Consider the following 17,372-nt stretch of genomic DNA (forward strand, 5'->3'; position numbering starts at 1 on the left):
CAGGAGCGTGGGGAGCGCAGCAAGGCTCACACGCGATGCAAACGAGGTGCACGGCGGTGAGCCTGTGTTCGCGCGGTGCGAGATTACGCCAGCGCGGTGACGGCGATTTCGACGTCAAGGCCGGCGCGCATGAGCGGCGACTGCACGCAGGCGCGCGTCGGTGCGTGACCTTCGGGCACCCAGGCGTCCCACACGGCGTTGAATTCGGCGAAGTGCTTGGCGTCGGACAGCCAGATGTTGGCGGTCAGCAGACGCGACTTGTCGACGCCGGCTTCGGCGAGCAACGAATCGATACGGGTAAGGATTTCGGCGGTCTGCTCCGTGACCGACGCGTTGGTCATAGCCGGCACCTGACCGGCCAGATACACCACGCCGTTGGCGATCACGATCTGGCTCATGCGAGCGTTGGTATGCAGACGCTTGATTTCGTTCGACATAGGGGGGGGCACCGTAAGAAGAAAACGGGCCGGGAGTCGGCCCGGGTGGCGCTATCTTATACGACGCTTACAACACCTGCGCGCCCCGTCATCCCGGGTTCACTGCCGAATCAGCGCCATGGCGCAATCGAGCACCGTGCGCTTGAGATCGGCCATGCCTTCGGGCGGCAGGAACGGGCCCATCATGTGGCGGTACGAAACCGTCTTGCTGATGGCGGACGTGAGCATGAAGAACATCACATCGGCGTCCGCCACGGGGCGCTTTTGCGCCTCGAGCCAATCGGCCACCAGCGGCACCATCACGTTGCGATACGGACGCACGAGCCGCTGCGTGAGAACGTCGAGCCGCTCGCCTTCTTCGGTCGCGGCGGTCGAGAAGAACATGCCGACGTCGGGATTCTCGAATACCGCATCCACGAACACGCGCACCGCCTGTTCGATACGCTCGGCCGGTCCCAGCGGGGAGTGCTGCAGGGCATCGGTCTGCTCGATGAGCGAGTGCGTAAGCGATGCGATCTGATCGACGACTGCGACCCACAGCGCCTCCTTCGAGCCGAAGTGGTGCGAGATCAGCGCCGCGTCGACACCGGATGCCTCCGCGATTTGCCGCACGCTGCTCGCATAGAACCCTCGCTGCGCGAAGATGCGCCGGGCGTTGAGTAACAACGCGTCGGCGCCATGCGTGCAGTCGCACGTGGGGCGCCCACGTGTGCGTTTGCGGGGCGGAGCGGCTTGCGGGACGGCTTTGTTCGGAGTCATTGAGCGATGGGGTGTTCGAATTCGCAACAGCAATGCGCCAAGTCTACCCGACCCGAACGCACCTGCCTGCCCAGACATTTGCTATTTGACACGCCCGGGCCACGCTCGCTATTATGCGCTTATTCATCACTTGTTGAATTTGACATTTCCCCCCAAATGTCTCGCGCAAACCGGATCGTGATTGTCGGTGGCGGTATCGCCGGCCTGAGGCTGGCAACGCGTCTGGGCCGTACGCTCGGGCGTGCCGGTGCTGCACGCGTGACACTTGTCGACAGTCATCCTACCCATCTTTGGAAGCCGATGCTGCATACCGTAGCGGCCGGCACGCGCGACGGCGCGCACACACAGGTGACGTATCTTGCCCATGCGTGCAGCAACGGCTTCACGTATCAGGCGGGTCGCATGTGCGGGCTGGACCGTTCGCGCAGGGAGGTCGTGCTGGGGGAGATGGAAGCGCCGGACGGTTCGCGTTTGCTGGGCGAGCGCCGCGTGCCATACGACGCGCTCGTGCTCGCGCTCGGTTCGCAAGCCGACGATGCCGGTCTGCCGGGCGTACGCGACGTCTGCCATTTCATCGACAGTCAGCCGCAGGCCGAGGCTTTCCACGCGGCGTTGCGCTGCGAGGCGTTACGCAGTGCCGTGAGCGACGATGCGTTGCGTGTCGTGATCGCCGGCGGCGGCACCACGGGTGTGGAACTTGCCGTCGAGTTGAGCCGCACGTTTGCGCTGGCCGCCGGTTACGGCGATCCGCAGATTTGCGAGCGCCTGAAGCTCACGCTCGTCGAGGGCGGCCCGCGTGTGCTGGGAGCGTTCCCTCCCGAGGTGTCCGAGGCGTCGCAGGCGCAGCTTGAGCGTCTGGGTTTTCGTGTACTGACGGATACCCGCGTCGTGTGTGCGGACCGCGACGGCTTCTATCGAGACGACGGTCAGTTGATTCCCGGCGATCTGCTGGTCTGGGCGGCGGGCGTGAAAGCCCCGGACTGTCTGCGAGACATCGGAGGGCTTGTGACCAACGATGCCAACCAGATCGTGGTGCGTAATACGATGCAAACCGCGCAGGACGAGCGGATTTTCGCGCTCGGCGACTGCGCATCGCTCACGCTTGCGCAGGGCGAGTGCCCGTTGCCTCCGACGGCTCAGGTGGCGACACAGCAGGCGACGCATCTGGGCCGTCATCTTGGTGCGTGGCTCGAAGGCCGCGCAATTCCGCCGTTCGCTTATCGCGATCCTGGCGCGTTGGTATCGCTGTCTGACTACAACGCGTTCGGCACGCTCGGGCGCTTCGGCTTTTTCAAAGGTGGCATCGTGCGCGGACAGTTTGCGCAATGGAGCCACGCCATGTTGTACCGACGTCATCAGCATGCACTGCACGGGTTTGCCCGCGCTACGGTGCTGCTGGGCGCGGAAAAACTCGGCGGCCTTCGCGGGCCGCGTATCCGGCTGGCCTGACCATGCGAAGCGACCGAACCGATTGCCCCAACCGAAGCGGCAGCAGCCGCGCCCAGGGGACATCCCCGACCTCACGTGCCTCGCGCACGTCACGCAGCGCCTTGCGGACTCAGGGTGTCTGGCAGCACACCGTTGCGATGCTCGATGCCGAGCCCGTCGTGTGCCAGCCGGTCATTCCCTACACGCGACGCGCGCCCAGCGTCCGGGTGCTGGAGATATCCAGCGAACTGACGATCACCGTGTCGTGGAACGACGCGACGGGTGGCAACTACGGTGCGCAGATCTGGCGCATTCGCCGTGCGCATCATCCGGGCGTTTGTGCGTTGACGGGTGAGACGATCGACGTTGGCGACTTCGTCTACCGTCCGCTATTCGGTGACGTACCGCCGCTCAACGCCGACGCGATGATCTCGGCCGACGCCATTCGGGTCATGCGCGCATCCCATAGCCGCGAACTCGAACCGGCGTAACACGTCGACCGGCACCCCGCAGCGATACTTCGGCCGGGGTGTCATTCACAGATTCCGCCTTCTTATCGAGCATTGTGCGCACGCACGCCACAGTGCCGACACCCGATCTTTGATTCGTCCGAGTCGACGATCGACCATGGCGCATCGGACGATACTCCGCACCCAGCGGAGCTTTGCCTGACGGCGAGCCGCACGATCTCCCACATTCCTGCCGCGCCAAACCGAACCCAGGTGCCGACCGCCCCGTCATGGGCGGTTGACGACTGACGGGTTCGGAAGTGGCGTTCGATGCATCCAGACTCGAAACAATCCGATCAATTACAAGAAGTCGGTCTGGGAAATAAACCTTAGGCTTGCTAACGTTTTTCGCTGCCCCCCACCGCTCGGCCGCGGTGAAGGCCAACGTATTAACGCCCCCCGCTCGTCACGTTCAGTGACATCCCACTCTGGCATCGCCCTTGTCGCCCCACGCTGCGTAGGTCGATTGCGCTTTGACACGAGTGGCTGCCGTTGACGGCTATCCCCGCGTCGTCCGTTCTCCGCTCGATCCGCACCCTCGAATCGCCACAAAGCCGTGAAACCGAAAACCAGAACGAAGGCCACGTTGCTGGCCTGTTGGCTGCTCGCAACGCAAGCGCAGGCGCAGGCGCAACGAATGCCAGCCCCAACTCCCGCCGAAGCGGCGGCCGCAGCCCGCGTTGGTGCCGAACAGGATCAACAGCTTCAGCAACAGCGCGACACACAACAACGCGAGGCGATGATCAACGCACCATCCGTGCGCTCGACGCGCGAACCCCCTTCGGACTGGCCCACGCTCCCGGACGAGCGTCCATGCTTTCGGATCGACGCATTCGCATTCGAGAACCTCGCAGCGTCGCTAACGACAGCAAGCAACGAGGATAGCGACATGCTATCGCCGCGTAGCAGCGGGTGATGTGAATATCGGCGAGATCACCGAGACACACGAGTTCCACAGCCGTCAGGAAGACAGTGGCGGCGGGCAAGGACATGAGCGTGCGGGGAAGCACGATTGTCGGCGCCAAAGACGTTGCCCTTCAGGCTGGTCGCGATTTACGCATCGAATCAGCGGAGAACGTGAGCGAGAGCCACACGTTTCGTGAGGAGAAGCGATCAGGGTTCGGCGCGTCGGGAGGAGTGGGCCTCTCATACGGGAAACGAGAGCAGCGCGACCGCACCAATGACAGCAGCGTGACGCAGACGGGAAGCCTCGTCGGTAGCGTGAACGGTAACGTCACCATGGTGGCGGGCAACGATCTTCTGGTGCGAGGCAGCGACATCGTCGCTGGCGGTAACGTGGCAGGCATCGGACAAAACGTCACGGTCGAGTCGTCGGTCAATCGACAGCATCACGACGAGTCGCACGAAATGACGAGTTCGGGCTTCACGTTGGCGGTGAAGTCACCCGTGATCGATTCGGTGCAGAACGTCGCGAATCAGACGCGTGCTGCCGCCGATTCCGGCGGCGATGCTCGCGTTTCAGCCTTGCGGGGTTATGCAGCTGCCAGCGGTGCCGTTGGCGCACTGGGTCAAGGCAAGGGCGCGCTCGACGCGCTCGCCGGCGGTGGCAAACCGGAAGCGAAGGTTGAGCTGAGCTGGGGATCGTCGAGCAGCAAGTCAACGTCTTCGTCCGACAGCACGCAGAACGTGTCGAGCAACATCAAGGCCGGTGGCACGGCGGCGTTCATCGCGACCGGTGACGCAGCATCGGGCAAAGGCAACGTCAACATCATCGGCTCGAACATCGATGCAACGGACGTGCTCCTGCAAGCCGCCCATCAGGTCAATTTGAGCCATAGCACGGATACCGAGTCATCGCGCGGCGAAAACGAGTCGAAAAGCGGCAGCGTGGGTGTGTCTTACGGCACAAGCGGATGGGGCGTGTCCGCATCGCTCTCCCGAGCGAACGGCAGTGCAAATGCCGATGCGAACTTCCAGAACAACACGCACATCAACGCGAACAGAACAGCCGTCATCGTGAGCGGCGGCGACACAAATATCGTCGGCGCAAATGTGGACGCCGACAGGGTCGTCGCGCGCGTAGGCGGTGATCTGAACATCGCGAGTGTGCAGGACACGAGCGAAAGCGAAGCGCATCAACGAAGCATAGGCGGTGGGATGAACGTGAGCATGGGGGGTGCATCCGGCAGTTTCAACGCCTCGCGCGGGAACGCGAGCGGCAGCTATGCGGGTGTGGCGGAACAGTCGGGGATTCAGGCGGGCGATGGCGGTTTCGACGTCAACGTCGCTGGCAACACGGACCTGAAGGGCGCCTACATCGCGAGCACGGCCGATCCGTCCAGGAATCAACTGACCACAGCTACGGTGACCTTCTCCGACATCGAGAATCACTCGGACTACAGCGCCAACAGTGTTGGCGTCGGTGGCGGATTCACAGTCGGCGACGGCGGGGCGAACGAACGTACGACGGGAAACACGTCGGGTAAGAACACAGGTGGGATTTCTCCGATGTTGCCGCAATCGGAGAACGGCAACGAGCGGGCGAACACGCGCACCGGTGTAAGCGAAGGCACGATCACGCTGACCGACGAAGCGAATCAGACGCAGAATTTGGCGAACCTGAACCGCGATACTGCCGACTTGAACGAGACGGTAACTCGCACGCCTGACGTGCAGACTCTGCTCAATGACCAGTCACGCCTGATGCAAGCGGCAACGGCAGCGGGCGAGGCCGTGGCACGCGACATCGGCGCGTATGCGGACAGCAAAGCGAATGAGGCGCGAAAGCTAGCGGCGAAGACCGACGATCCTGCGTTGAAGGCTCAGTACTTGCAGGATGCAAAGAACTGGTCGGAAGGCGGTGACTATCGCGCGACGATGCACGCGGCAGGCGGGGCGCTGGTTGCCGGGCTTGGCGGAGGTCATGCGTTAGGTGGCGCGTTAGGCGCAGGCGCGACATCAAAGCTCGGCGGAGTCCGGAACGACCTTAGCAACGAGATCAGGAGCCGCCGCCCGACGGGGAATGCGGATATCGATGAGGCACTAGGGCAGATCGTCGCAACGGGGGTGGGGACTGCGGTGGGTGTTGTGGTCGGAGGGACGTCCGGGGCGTTTACCGGGTTCAATGCGGATCGGTTTAACCGGCAGTTGAATTTGGAAGATCGAAGGCTTGCGCGACACATTGCGGACAAAAGCGACGGCCAATACACGCAAAGTCAGGTGGAAGAACAACTACGGCTTATGGGGGTTTCATACCCTGACGGTGTGTCGGTGCCGCCGGGAGCGGCGGAAGAGTTGAACGGACGAGTTCCAACCGATCCGGGCTCGGTATGGGTCGACACGGGATTGATAAACGCAAACGGGAAACCGCTAATTGTCCAGTCGTTACTGGTCGACCTTCGCAGATTATTGGAGTGGCAGACAATGAAAATACCACTCGTTGAAGATGGAAATTTTTCTCAATGGGTTCGCACGATCCTGCTAGTTGCGGGGCTATCGCTCATGATCATCGCGTGCATATACATACCTGCCGCCCCGTTTGGGGGATTTCTGCTGCTTCTCGGGTTTGGTATTGCTGCAGTTGGAGGTCTATCAAGCAGAGCGCATCTCTTGAACATAAAGCCCTTCGGAAAAAACAACGCAAAATCCAGAAGAACCTATGAAAAGAAGGCGAACGGGAAAGACCAATCTTGACGAACACCACTCGCTTTGAAGCTGAATAACAAAGTAATCTCCGGAAAAATTAGGTTCGTAGAAAACGGAGAGAATCAACGACTCGATGCCGCGATTGAATTTCCTCTTTCGATGCAGGGAACGCCGACCGTAAAAATTGCTGGCGGGTGTGTGCCGATCAGCGAGGCGCTGTCGGAAAATGGAGGAGCGGTTTGGATCGAAACGGGCCGACGTTGTTCGTTCACACGGGGAAGAGTGAACATTCTGAAAGACCTGGTTTTCACCTTCTGATTGCAGAAATCATTGGCTGTGGAGTATGACGTACGAGGGTGTCTTTACCTCTCCCTCCGTTGCATCCATTACATCGGTTACGTCCGTTACGAGGCCATATCGCCTGTGGACAGCCATATGCGATTACGCTTCGGGCATGGCTCGCCCCGCTTTACAGTGACGCTGAATCGCCTCTGCGCCTTTCCGTCCGAAGAGCCTCCCCACACGGAGACGACCCTCGATGACAAGACCCTACCTCACCCTTTGTGCCGCGCTTGCGGCGACGGCTGCCATTGGTTGGATGACGTTCAGCACCCACGGTTACGCTGCCGAGCGCGGTGCCGCAGCCCCCACCGAGCCCCGGCAAGCCGAAATCAAAGCGCTCGTCGGCAAGACGATCACCCCGCTCATGGCCCGGCAGAACATTCCAGGTATGGCGGTCGGCGTCGTCTTCGACGGTCGGACCTATGTCTTCAACTATGGCGTAGCGGACAAAGCCACAAAGAAGCCTGTCACGGCCGACACGCTTTTCGAAATCGGCTCCGTCAGCAAGACCTTCACCGCAACGCTCGCGGCCTACGCGCAAACTACTGGCGCGCTCTCGCTCAACGACAAGACCAGCCGCTTCGTGCCCGAACTCGCCGGCACCCCGTTCGGTGACGTGAAGCTGGTAAATCTCGGCACGCACACCACCGGCGGCATGCCGCTTCAGGTGCCCGACGATATCCACAACACCGACCAGATTCTCCAGTACCTCAAGGCGTGGAAACCGGCGCAACCGACCGGCACCGTGCGCACCTATTCGAATGTGAGCCTCGGCGCGTTAGGCTGGATCACTGCACGCGCCATGCATGGCGACTTCTCCACGCTCGTCACCGAGCACGTCTTCAAACCGCTGGACATGAAACACACCTTCATCCGCGTACCGGAAGATCAACAGGCGAATTACGCATGGGGTTACGGGAAAGACGACAAGCCCGTTCGCGTCACAACGGCAGTATTCGAAAAGGAAGCCTATGGCGTGAAAACCACCGCGAGCGATCTGCTGCGGTTCGTGCGAGCCAACCTCGGAACGCCCGTGCACGACAACTCGCTGCAACAGGCAATGCGCGCGACACACACCGGCTATTTCTTCGACAAGCCGATGACGCAGGATCTGGCTTGGGAGCAGTATCCGTATCCGGTCAGCGTGGACGCGCTGCTCGAAGGCAACTCCACCCGGATGGCGCGCGAATCAACGCCTGCGCGTGAACTCTCGCCCCCCATGGCGCCGACGCCCGCCGCATGGGTCAACAAAACGGGATCGATGAGCGGCTTCGGCGCCTACGTCGCGTTCGTTCCTTCAAAGCAGATGGGCATCGTGCTGCTGGCGAACAAGAACTACCCGATGGACGAGCGCATCCGAGCGGCGCATCACATCCTGACGACGCTCGACGGCGGCACGCGCACTGCCGCATCTTCACGAGAGTAATATCGTCTGTGGTGTTCTAACGCCCCCCAATCGCGCCGATGAGGAAGTCCGTTCTGCCGCTCGCCTTGTGCCTCGTCACTGCCGTCGCAACGCCATCCGCTGCGGCCGCAGTCGTGTCGACGGAGATTCAAGCGGCGGGACCGAAAGGCTTACAGGGCCCGCTCGCAGGCACCTTCGAAGCCCCGGCAGACAGCCACGCCACAGTCCTCATCATTCCAGGCTCCGGCCCCACGAATCGTGACGGCAACAATCCGCTCGGCGTGCGCGCAGCCCCCTATCGGCGCCTGGCCGACGGACTCGCGCAGTACCGCATCGGCAGCGTGCGCATCGACAAGCGCGGGATGTTCGGAAGCGCCAAGGCTGTGCCCGATCCGAACGCCGTCACCGTAGACGACTATGTGCAAGACACGCTAGCCTGGATCGACACAATTCGCTCGAAAACCGGCACACGTTGCGTCTGGCTGTTGGGACACAGCGAAGGCGGGCTGATCTCGCTCGCCACGGCGGCGCGTCATCCCGATTCACTCTGCGGACTGATTCTGGTGTCGGCAGCGGGGCGTCCGCTGGGCGAGGTGCTGAGCGAACAGCTTCACGCCGATCCCGCGAACACCACTGTCGCCGAGGCCGGCGACACCGCCATTCGTTCACTCACAAGCGGGCATCGGGTGGACGTGTCCACCCTACCCGCGCCGCTCGCACCGCTATTCAACCCAGCGGTGCAGGGCTTTCTCATGAGTTTGTTCGCGCAGAACCCTGCGGCGCTGATTGCGCAGGTGCAGGTACCGGTGCTGATCGTGCAGGGCGAGCGCGATTTGCAGGTGAGCACGGCGGATGCGGAACGACTCAGGCAGGTGCATCCCTCCGCCACACTCGCGCTGCTGCCCGACACCAATCACGTCTTGAAGACGGTAACGACTAACGACCGTGCGGCCAACATCCAGACCTACGGCGACGCCTCTTTGCCACTCGCGCCCGGCGTAGTCGAGACCATCGCCCACTTCATCGACACGAATTCCCCCGCACCCTGATCCTCTGCACCGCCGGCGCCTTACTTCCCGAAGACCTGCTCGAGCGCCGCCACCATATCCTCGATCAGGTCCTGCGGATCTTCCAGGCCGATATGCAGACGCACGATCGGCCCCACCGACGTCCAGTCCTCACACGTGCGCGTGCCGGCAATGTTCGTGACAGTCGCCAGACTCTCGAATCCGCCCCACGACGCGCCGATGCCGAACAGCTCCAGCGCATCGACGAAACGATCCGCTTGCGCCGTCGTGGCATTCGCGAACTCGAACGAAATCAGCCCGTTCGTGCCGATGCAATCACGCTGCCACAATGCGTGGCCCGGATGCGTCGGTAACGCCGGACAGAACACACGGGCGACGTCGGGGAGACTTTCAAGCCAGTGCGCGATCTCCAGCGCGTGACGTTCGTGCATCTGCAAACGGGCCGCCAGCGTGCGCGTACCGCGCAGCACGAGATAAGCATCATCCGGACTCACCGCCACCCCTTGCGCATCGGCCATGGTGGAGAGCGTCTGCCAGACTTCCTGCGTCGTGGTGACGGTGCCCATCATCACGTCCGAGTGACCACTCAGATATTTCGTCGCGGCCATCACCGAGACGTCGGCCCCCAGCATGAGAGGACGGCACTGTACGCCGGAGCCCCATGTGTTGTCGGCCACAAGCAGCGCGCCGCGACGGTGTGCAAGATCGGCCAGCGCCGGGATGTCGCACATCTCGTAGACAAGTGAGCCCGGCGTTTCCACGTAGATCAATTTGGTGCGCGCCGTGAAGTGTTCAGCGGCATCGCTGCCATCGGCGCGGAAATAGGTCACCTGCACGCCCCACGGTTTCAGAAATGTCTCTACGAAGTGACGCAACGGCTGATACACGCAGTCCGAGATCAGCACGTGGTCGCCCGGACGCACGTAAGCGAGAAACACCATCGAGATCGCCGCGAGCCCCGTCGGGAAGAGACGCGTGCGATAGCCGCCTTCCAACTCGGCAACGACGTCTTCCAGCGCAAAGCCCGTCGGATTGCCGCGAGCGCCGTAGGTGAACATGCGCTCGGTGCCGCGACGGCGGCGAGCATTGTTCATGTCGTCCATGGTGTCGAACAGCACGGTGGACGCGCGCACCACCGGCGGATTGACGGCGCGTCCGCCAACGACAGTGGTATGCGTACCGCCCTTGATTAAGCGGGTGGCGAGACGTTTGGGGGGCGATTGTCGGGACATGATCGGAGGCGTGGATGAAAACGATTCGAACGATTCGAAAGGCGTGTCGTGGCGTGCGCAAAGGAACGCGCACGCCGATGCCGGAGCTTACTTCGCGGTGGCGGACTCACCAATACGGAAAGCACCGCGCTCCTTCTCGTCAAGCTGCGCGAGAAGACCCGTCTCCCACGCCAGATACTGCCGCGCCGCCGCCTTGTTGCCGTCGTGACGGTCGTGCACGAAGAACAGATAGTCGATGCACTCGGCGTCCGGCGGCAGGTCGGGCGTGCTCTCGACCGGGTGTCCGGCCACGGCCCATGCCTTGAAGCCGCCAGTGAGCACCGAGACCGTACGCGGGTCGCGGGCATTCGCACGGCGCCAATCGGCCGCGAACAGTTCTGCGACGCCGCGCTCGTCCGCAATGAGCGCGATGTTACGCGACGCGCTCAGATTCGGCAGATGGGGACGAATCGCCCACCGCGCGCCCGCGACATGCTCGCGGCGATAGCTCATGCTCGAACGCACATCGACCACGGTCACGCTGCCATCGGCCAGCGCGGCGGCCAGCGCAGCGACATCGATCTCGGGCAGCGTCGTCTCGACCGCCGGCGCACGCACCGGCAACGACGCGCCACTGGCAAGTCCATCGCGCAACACATAGGCGTCGTGACCCAACTGACGCAACCAGCTTGCGACGATAGGCGCACGCACGCCGTCGTTATCGAACAGCACCACGCGGGCATGACGCACGCCCACATACTGATCCGTCGCCTGAATCAACTGGCCGCCCGGCGTATGCTGTGCGCCCGGCAGCGACCCGGCGGCGAACTCTTCCGGCGTGCGCACATCGCACAGGAACAACGAGCGCGACGTATCCGATGCCCATTGCGCGAAGGTCCGCGCATCGACTTCCGGCACGGCGAAACGCTCGGCCAGCGCGCGACTCGCTTCGCGCATCTGCACAAGGCTCGACGGCGCCACCGCATCGGGGTAGCGGCGCGTGCTGCCATGCTCCAGCGGCAGGTCTTCCAGATACCAGCCTTGCGTGCCGTTCTCCAGCGCCATGACCGGATTGGGAATGCCGAGGTTGATGAGCGTCTGCGCGCCGATGATGCTGCGTGTGCGTCCGGCACAGTTCACGACGATGGGCGTCGTGGGGTTCGGCACCAGTTCACGGATGCGGTAGCCCAATTCGCCGTTCGGGCAGCAGATCGACGACGGGATCGTCATCTTCAGATACTCGCTCACGGGACGGCCGTCGAGGATCACCAGGTCGTCGCCGCGCTCGCGCATCGCCGCAAGGTCGCGTGCCGTGATGCGCGGTGTGTGATATGCCATCTCCACCAGTTCACCGAACGTCTTCGACGGCACATTCACGCCGGCGAACAGCGCGAAGCCGGCCTGTTGCCAGGCATCGGTGCCCCCTTCGAGCACGTACACGTCGGTGTAGCCGAGTGCGGCCAGACGCTGCGCCGCCTGCACGGCAACACTCGCGTCGGTGTCGTAGAGCACCACACGGGCATCGCGACGCGGGGCCAGCCGCACGATATCGAGTTCAAGCCGACTGTAGGGCAGCGTCACGCCATAGAAGAGATGCGCCTCGCCGTACTGTCCGTGCTCACGCACGTCGAACACGGCGATCTCGGCGCCATCGTGCAGCCATTCCTTGAGGCGGTCGGACGGCACAAATTGAGGAGTGAACGAGGTCATAGCGTTGCGTCGTTGTCAGGTTTCGCCCGGCCATTGCCAAAGCGTAGGGATGAGCAGGCCCGCACCGCCCGTGGGGCGATGTGATGCGGGTGGCGCGAAAAACGTTCGCGCCGTCAGGGATTTCGCCGCCGGTCTTTCCCGGCGGTCACGGCGGAACTAGCGGCGAGTCTTCACGCCGATATCCATCACTTGATACGTGCTCTTGGCAAGATCGAAGGTAATGCGCTCGGTGAGCGTCTCCAGCGCGCGGCCATACATGTGCAGGTGACGAATCGGTGCTTCGCCCTTGATCTCGACCGCATGAATGTCTTCCGAGGCCAGCGCAATGCCATTGCCCGGATCGACCACGACGGTGTCGCTCACTTCGAGCGTGCCGACGCCTGGCGTCTTGCCGTCGTCCGTACGACGGTAAACGTAGTTGTATTCCACACCGTCGACCGCCGCGATGCAGGCCCACGTCGTATGGTTATGCGGCGTAATTTTCTTGCCGGGACGCATGACGTTCAGATACAGCGCGTAGGTCTTATCTGCGTCTTCGTGAATCAGATAGCGCGCTTGCAATTCACCGTCGGTCGGCGGCGGGAAATCGGCCTCGCTCCACAGCGCGGTGCGCGCGGCGAGCGATTTGACCTGATCGAGCACGGCGGCCAGCGCGGGACGCGTCTCGCCCTCGGGCGCCAATGCGGCCTTCATGGCGTTGATCGCGTCGCTGACGACGCTCTGACGTTGTTCGGAAACAGTGGGCGTGGACATGATGAAAGTCTTCTCCGTAGTACTTTGTTTTGCGAAGTGCCCGCTCGGGGCGCTGTCGTGTGTTTGTGGGCTCGCCGTCAGGCAGGCACGGCATCGCTCGGCATACCGATCGTCGGCGACGGACGCAGCACGTCTTGCAGGAAACGCTGGGCGCGCGCGTGCTTCGGCCGGCTGAAGAACTCCGCAGGCGGCGAGTCTTCGAGCAACTCGCCCTGATCCATGAACCAGACGCGACTCGAAACGTCGCGTGCGAAGCCCATCTCGTGCGTGACGATCATCATCGTCAGGCCATCGCCGGCCAGCGAACGCATGACTTGCAGAACCTCCTGCACCATCTCCGGATCGAGCGCGCTCGTCGGCTCGTCGAACAGCATGAGCGGCGGCTTCATGGCGAGCGCGCGCGCAATCGCCACACGCTGCTGCTGACCGCCCGACAGGTTCGCGGGCATGGCGTCGATCTTATGGGCGAGGCCAACCTTGGCGAGCAGCGTCTCTGCCTGAGCGACCGCTTCGTCGCGCGACATGCCCAGCACTTTCGTCGGCCCGAGAATCAGGTTCTGGCGCACCGACAGGTTCTGAAACAGGTTAAAGCTCTGGAACACGAAGCCGATACGGGCGCGCAACTGATTGAGCTTCACGTCGCGCGCGGTGACGTCCCTGCCTTCGAACAGGATGCGTCCCTTCTGGATAGCTTCGAGCCGCGTGACGGTGCGAATCAGCGTCGACTTTCCCGAGCCCGACGGTCCGCACACGACAACGACTTCGCCGCGTCCGATGGTGGCGTTGATGCCCTTGAGGACATGATGTTCGCCGTAGAACTTATCGACATTCTCGAATGCGAGCATGCTCATGATCGCGTTCTCCTTCTTGAATCCTGCGTTCACGCCAACCCCGCGCGCTGACGGGCGATGCGACGCTCGAGCCAGCCAGCGAAGCGCGAAATGGCGAAACACAACACGAAATAGAAAGCTGCGAGCACGAGGAACGTCTGCAGCGGCTTGGTCAGCACGATCGTATTGACCTGTGCGGCCGAGTACGTCAGCTCCGGCACCCCGATCACATACGCCAGCGATGTCGCCTTGATGATCGACACGAACTGATTGACGATGGACGGCAGCATGTTCGCGAGCGCCTGCGGCAATTGCACGTAACGCATGCTTTGCAGCCACGACAGCCCGTTCGAGCGCGCCGCTTCCATCTGTCCGCGCGGCAAGCCCTCAAGGCCGGCACGCACGATCTGCGACAGGAAGGCGCTTTCGTAGACGATGATCGCGCACACGGCCGTGGTGAACGCCGACACCTCGGCGCCTACGAGCAGCGGCACCGCGAAGTACGCCCAGAAGATAATCATCAGCAGCGGAATGCCGCGCACCAGCCGTGTCCAGACACCGGCCACGCGGCGCATCCAGCGCCACGGCGAGACCTGCGCCATGCCGATCGCGACCGAGATGGGGAACGAGATCACCAGCCCGAGCGCCGAGAGAATGAGCGTGATCGCCACGCCGCCGAGCGGGCCGTTAGGCCAGCTCCCGACGAGGAACAACGCGAGATAGTCATGCAGAATCTCGTACATCGTCTCAGACTCCCGAGGGCGCCGTGCGGCGTTTGGCGAAGTGCTCGGAGAGCGCCATCAAGGCCAGCGTGCCGATCAAATACAGGATCGTCGCCACCAGAAACACATCGAAGGTGCGGAAGGTCAGGTTATCGATCTGACGCGTGCGGTACAGCAATTCGTGCACCCCAATCGCCATCGCCAGCGAACTGTTCTTGAAGAGCAGCAGTGCCTGGTTGAGCAACGCGGGCAATGCCACGCGAATACCCTGAGGCAGGATGACGTAACGGAACGACTGCAAATACGTAAGACCGATCGACCACGCGGCTTCCTGTTGCGTGTGCGGAATCGCGCGCAGCCCCGAGCGCAGGTCTTCCGAAATAAACGCGCCGGCGTTGAGCGACAGCGCGATCGTCGCGAAGAAGAACTCGGTATTGCCTGCGTTGATCCAGTCACGCAGGCCTTCGGGCAACAGTTGCGGCACGCCGAAATACCACACGAGGATCTGCACCAGCACGGGCACGTTGCGGTGATACTCCACCACCACGATCACGAAGGCCTTGAAGAGCTTGACCGGCAGGGCGCGCAGCGTGGTGAGCGTGATGCCCACCACGATCGACAACAGGCCCGACACCACGAACAGCCGAAGCGTGGTCAGCACACCGTCGCGAAACAGCTTCAGGTAGCCGTCTTCGAGCAAAAACGAGAGATCGAACATTGCGTGTCGTCTCGCTTACTGCACCTTGATCGGCTCGACCTTATAGTCGCGCGTGAACTTGTAGACCGACTTGCTGCCAAGCCATTTGTCAAAGCTCTCCTGCAAGCCGTTCGACTTGTCGTAGTCGAGCAGGATCTTGTTCACGGCAGCGAGCAACGCCGGCTCGTTCTTGTTCATCACCACGCCCCAACGCTCTTCGAAGACCGGTTTGGCGAGCAAGCGATATTGCTGACCGCCCTTGGTCGCCGCTTCGTTGGCAAAACGCGCCAGAATCAGTTGGCCCGCCACCAGACCTTCGACCTTACCCTGTTGCAGCGCGAGAAACGCCGACGAGATGTCGTGGAAGGTCAGCAGGTTCGAGTCGGGCAGACGCGTGACAGACACGGCGGCCGAGCTGGAACCCTCGGACGCGGCAATCTTCTTGCCCGCGAGTTGATCGAGCGTTTGCAACGGCGATTCGGCGCGCACCAGCACGCGGATCGGCGCGACGAAGTACTGATCGCTGAAGTCGACCTGTGCGGCGCGTGCGGGCATCCAGGCGACAGCGGCCGCGAGCACGTCGACGCGTCGCGTCTTGAGTTCGGGAATACGGGCGTCGGTCGACAGGGCACGGTGTTCGAGCTTCACGCCAAGCCCCTTGGCGATCGCGCTGCACACATCGACGTCGAAGCCAACGATCTTGCGCGTAGCGGCGTCGGGGAACGCATACGGTTCGCTGGCGTTTTGCGTGCCGCAAACGAGCGTGCCGCGGGCCTTGATGTCAGCCAGTTGGTCGGCGTGCGCGACGCCCGCCATGGCGAGTGTCGCGAACAGCGCGGCTGCAAGGTGTCTTTGCCACATGATCCTGAGTCTCCTTGAGTTCGACCTGAGGGGCGAATCGATTAGCGGGGGACCGGTCAGCGCCGGCTTCCGCCCCGGTCACATAAATATTGCTTGAGTGTTAGGCAGGTTATCGACCAAAATTCCTGAGAACAATTTAATTTTTATCCCGGAAACATTAGCGCCTCTGAAGTATCGACCCAAACGACCATGCGAAACCTCGACATCGATCTATTGCGTACTTTCGTGGCGATTGCACAGCACGAAACCTTCGTGGCGGCCGCCGCGCGCGTGGGTCGCACACAGTCCGCCATCACACAGCAGATGCAGCGGCTGGAGCAGGAAATGGGGTGTGCGCTGTTCGAAAAGCAGGGGCGGCAGAAGACGATGACGGCCGACGGCATGCGGCTCGTCGCCTATGCGAACAAGATCCTCGCGCTCAACGATCAGGCCGTGCAGGTCATGCACACACGCGGCCCGGTGGAGAAACTGCGCATCGGCTCGCCGCACGATGTGGCCGATTCGATCCTGCCCAGCATGTTGCGACGGCTGTCGAAACTTTCGGCAGAGTTGCAGTTGGAGATCAACGTCGGACGCAGCCCGCACCTCATGGATGCGCTGCGCGACAAGGAACTGGATCTGGCGATCTCGACGCGTTACGACGAAGGATTTCCGGGGATCAAGCTGCGCACGTCGCCAATGGTGTGGATCTGTGCGGACGATTTCATCTTCAACTCGGCCGCCCCGGTACCGCTCGTGATGGCCGACGAGTTGAGCCTGTTCCGGCGGCTGTCCATCGAACGTCTGAACGCAGCGGGTATCGCGTGGCGCACGAGCTTCATCTCACCGACGCTCACCGGCATCAAGGCGGCGATCAGTGCGGGCCTCGGTGTCACGGCCCGCACGACCGAGTTGCTCGACGCCAACATGCGCGTGCTATCGGAAGCGGACGGTCTGCCCCGCCTGCCCGACGTCGCGTTCTATCTCTACGTGCAACCGACGTGTACCAGTCAGGTGCTGCGCGAACTGTTCGAGTCGACGGAGCACATCGCCACGCGTTTCGGACCGCCGTTTCTGATGGGCGAGTAATCGGCG

General features: G+C 62.5%; 16 protein-coding genes and 1 pseudogene. 8 read left to right on the plus strand and 9 right to left on the minus strand.

The features are described from left to right. Positions 1-83: 83 nt before the first annotated feature. A complete protein-coding gene (locus PHO31112_RS02655; protein ID WP_150619053.1) occupies positions 84-437 on the minus strand; it encodes a RidA family protein in 354 nt (117 codons plus the stop codon). A gap of 99 nt (positions 438-536) precedes the next feature. Continuing rightward, positions 537-1,196, minus strand: coding sequence for a TetR/AcrR family transcriptional regulator (locus PHO31112_RS02660; RefSeq protein ID WP_150619054.1), 660 nt, complete (start codon positions 1,194-1,196; stop codon positions 537-539). A gap of 156 nt (positions 1,197-1,352) precedes the next feature. On the opposite strand from PHO31112_RS02660, the gene PHO31112_RS02665 reads away from it, so the two are divergent. The 7 genes and pseudogenes from PHO31112_RS02665 to PHO31112_RS02695 all read left to right on the plus strand — a co-directional run bounded on the left by PHO31112_RS02665 (position 1,353) and on the right by PHO31112_RS02695 (position 9,535). Then, positions 1,353-2,645 carry an NAD(P)/FAD-dependent oxidoreductase gene (locus PHO31112_RS02665; protein WP_150619055.1) on the plus strand — a complete coding sequence of 431 codons (1,293 nt, stop codon included), beginning with the start codon at positions 1,353-1,355 and terminating at the stop codon, positions 2,643-2,645. 2 nt (positions 2,646-2,647) lie between these two features. Further along, positions 2,648-3,115 carry a DUF3331 domain-containing protein gene (locus tag PHO31112_RS02670; RefSeq protein WP_174995483.1) on the plus strand — a complete coding sequence of 156 codons (468 nt, stop codon included), beginning with the start codon at positions 2,648-2,650 and terminating at the stop codon, positions 3,113-3,115. 574 nt (positions 3,116-3,689) lie between these two features. After that, positions 3,690-4,049 (plus strand): hypothetical protein, encoded by a 360-nt coding sequence (locus tag PHO31112_RS02675; protein ID WP_217426999.1) that lies wholly within the window; start codon positions 3,690-3,692, stop codon positions 4,047-4,049. A gap of 74 nt (positions 4,050-4,123) precedes the next feature. Next, the gene (locus PHO31112_RS02680) at positions 4,124-6,787 is read left to right on the plus strand and encodes a hemagglutinin repeat-containing protein (RefSeq protein WP_150619058.1); all 2,664 of its coding nucleotides are present in this window, start codon (positions 4,124-4,126) and stop codon (positions 6,785-6,787) included. A gap of 84 nt (positions 6,788-6,871) precedes the next feature. After that, positions 6,872-7,057 (plus strand): annotated as a pseudogene (locus PHO31112_RS02685) (hypothetical protein); the annotation flags it as partial. A 220-nt stretch (positions 7,058-7,277) separates the two neighbouring features. Continuing rightward, entirely contained in the window at positions 7,278-8,507 is a 1,230-nt protein-coding gene (blaPNC, locus tag PHO31112_RS02690) for a PNC family class C beta-lactamase (RefSeq protein WP_150619059.1), read from the plus strand. 38 nt (positions 8,508-8,545) lie between these two features. After that, entirely contained in the window at positions 8,546-9,535 is a 990-nt protein-coding gene (locus PHO31112_RS02695; RefSeq protein WP_150619060.1) for an alpha/beta hydrolase, read from the plus strand. 20 nt (positions 9,536-9,555) lie between these two features. Here PHO31112_RS02695 and metC read toward each other — a convergent pair whose 3' ends face one another. The 7 genes from metC to PHO31112_RS02730 all read right to left on the minus strand — a co-directional run bounded on the left by metC (position 9,556) and on the right by PHO31112_RS02730 (position 16,298). Then, positions 9,556-10,746: a cystathionine beta-lyase gene (metC, locus tag PHO31112_RS02700; RefSeq protein ID WP_150619061.1), complete on the minus strand. Its 1,191-nt coding sequence runs from the start codon at positions 10,744-10,746 to the stop codon at positions 9,556-9,558. A gap of 87 nt (positions 10,747-10,833) precedes the next feature. Beyond that, positions 10,834-12,435 (minus strand): rhodanese-like domain-containing protein, encoded by a 1,602-nt coding sequence (locus tag PHO31112_RS02705; RefSeq protein ID WP_150619062.1) that lies wholly within the window; start codon positions 12,433-12,435, stop codon positions 10,834-10,836. Between the two features lie 156 nt (positions 12,436-12,591). Then, on the minus strand, positions 12,592-13,188 hold the full coding sequence (locus PHO31112_RS02710; protein ID WP_150619063.1) for a cysteine dioxygenase family protein: 597 nt from the start codon (positions 13,186-13,188) through the stop codon (positions 12,592-12,594). Positions 13,189-13,265: 77 nt separating this feature from the next. Next, positions 13,266-14,039 (minus strand): amino acid ABC transporter ATP-binding protein, encoded by a 774-nt coding sequence (locus PHO31112_RS02715; RefSeq protein ID WP_281355077.1) that lies wholly within the window; start codon positions 14,037-14,039, stop codon positions 13,266-13,268. Between the two features lie 29 nt (positions 14,040-14,068). Then, on the minus strand, positions 14,069-14,761 hold the full coding sequence (locus PHO31112_RS02720; RefSeq protein ID WP_150619064.1) for an amino acid ABC transporter permease: 693 nt from the start codon (positions 14,759-14,761) through the stop codon (positions 14,069-14,071). A 4-nt stretch (positions 14,762-14,765) separates the two neighbouring features. After that, positions 14,766-15,458, minus strand: a complete 693-nt coding sequence (locus tag PHO31112_RS02725) for an amino acid ABC transporter permease (protein WP_150619065.1) — start codon at positions 15,456-15,458, stop codon at positions 14,766-14,768. Positions 15,459-15,473: 15 nt separating this feature from the next. Continuing rightward, positions 15,474-16,298 (minus strand): transporter substrate-binding domain-containing protein, encoded by an 825-nt coding sequence (locus tag PHO31112_RS02730; RefSeq protein WP_150619066.1) that lies wholly within the window; start codon positions 16,296-16,298, stop codon positions 15,474-15,476. A 189-nt stretch (positions 16,299-16,487) separates the two neighbouring features. Between PHO31112_RS02730 and PHO31112_RS02735 the strand changes: the two genes are divergently transcribed. Further along, the gene (locus PHO31112_RS02735) at positions 16,488-17,366 is read left to right on the plus strand and encodes a LysR substrate-binding domain-containing protein (protein WP_150619067.1); all 879 of its coding nucleotides are present in this window, start codon (positions 16,488-16,490) and stop codon (positions 17,364-17,366) included. Positions 17,367-17,372: the final 6 nt, after the last annotated feature.

It is taken from the genome of Pandoraea horticolens (assembly GCF_902459555.1).
Taxonomy (GTDB): domain Bacteria; phylum Pseudomonadota; class Gammaproteobacteria; order Burkholderiales; family Burkholderiaceae; genus Pandoraea; species Pandoraea horticolens.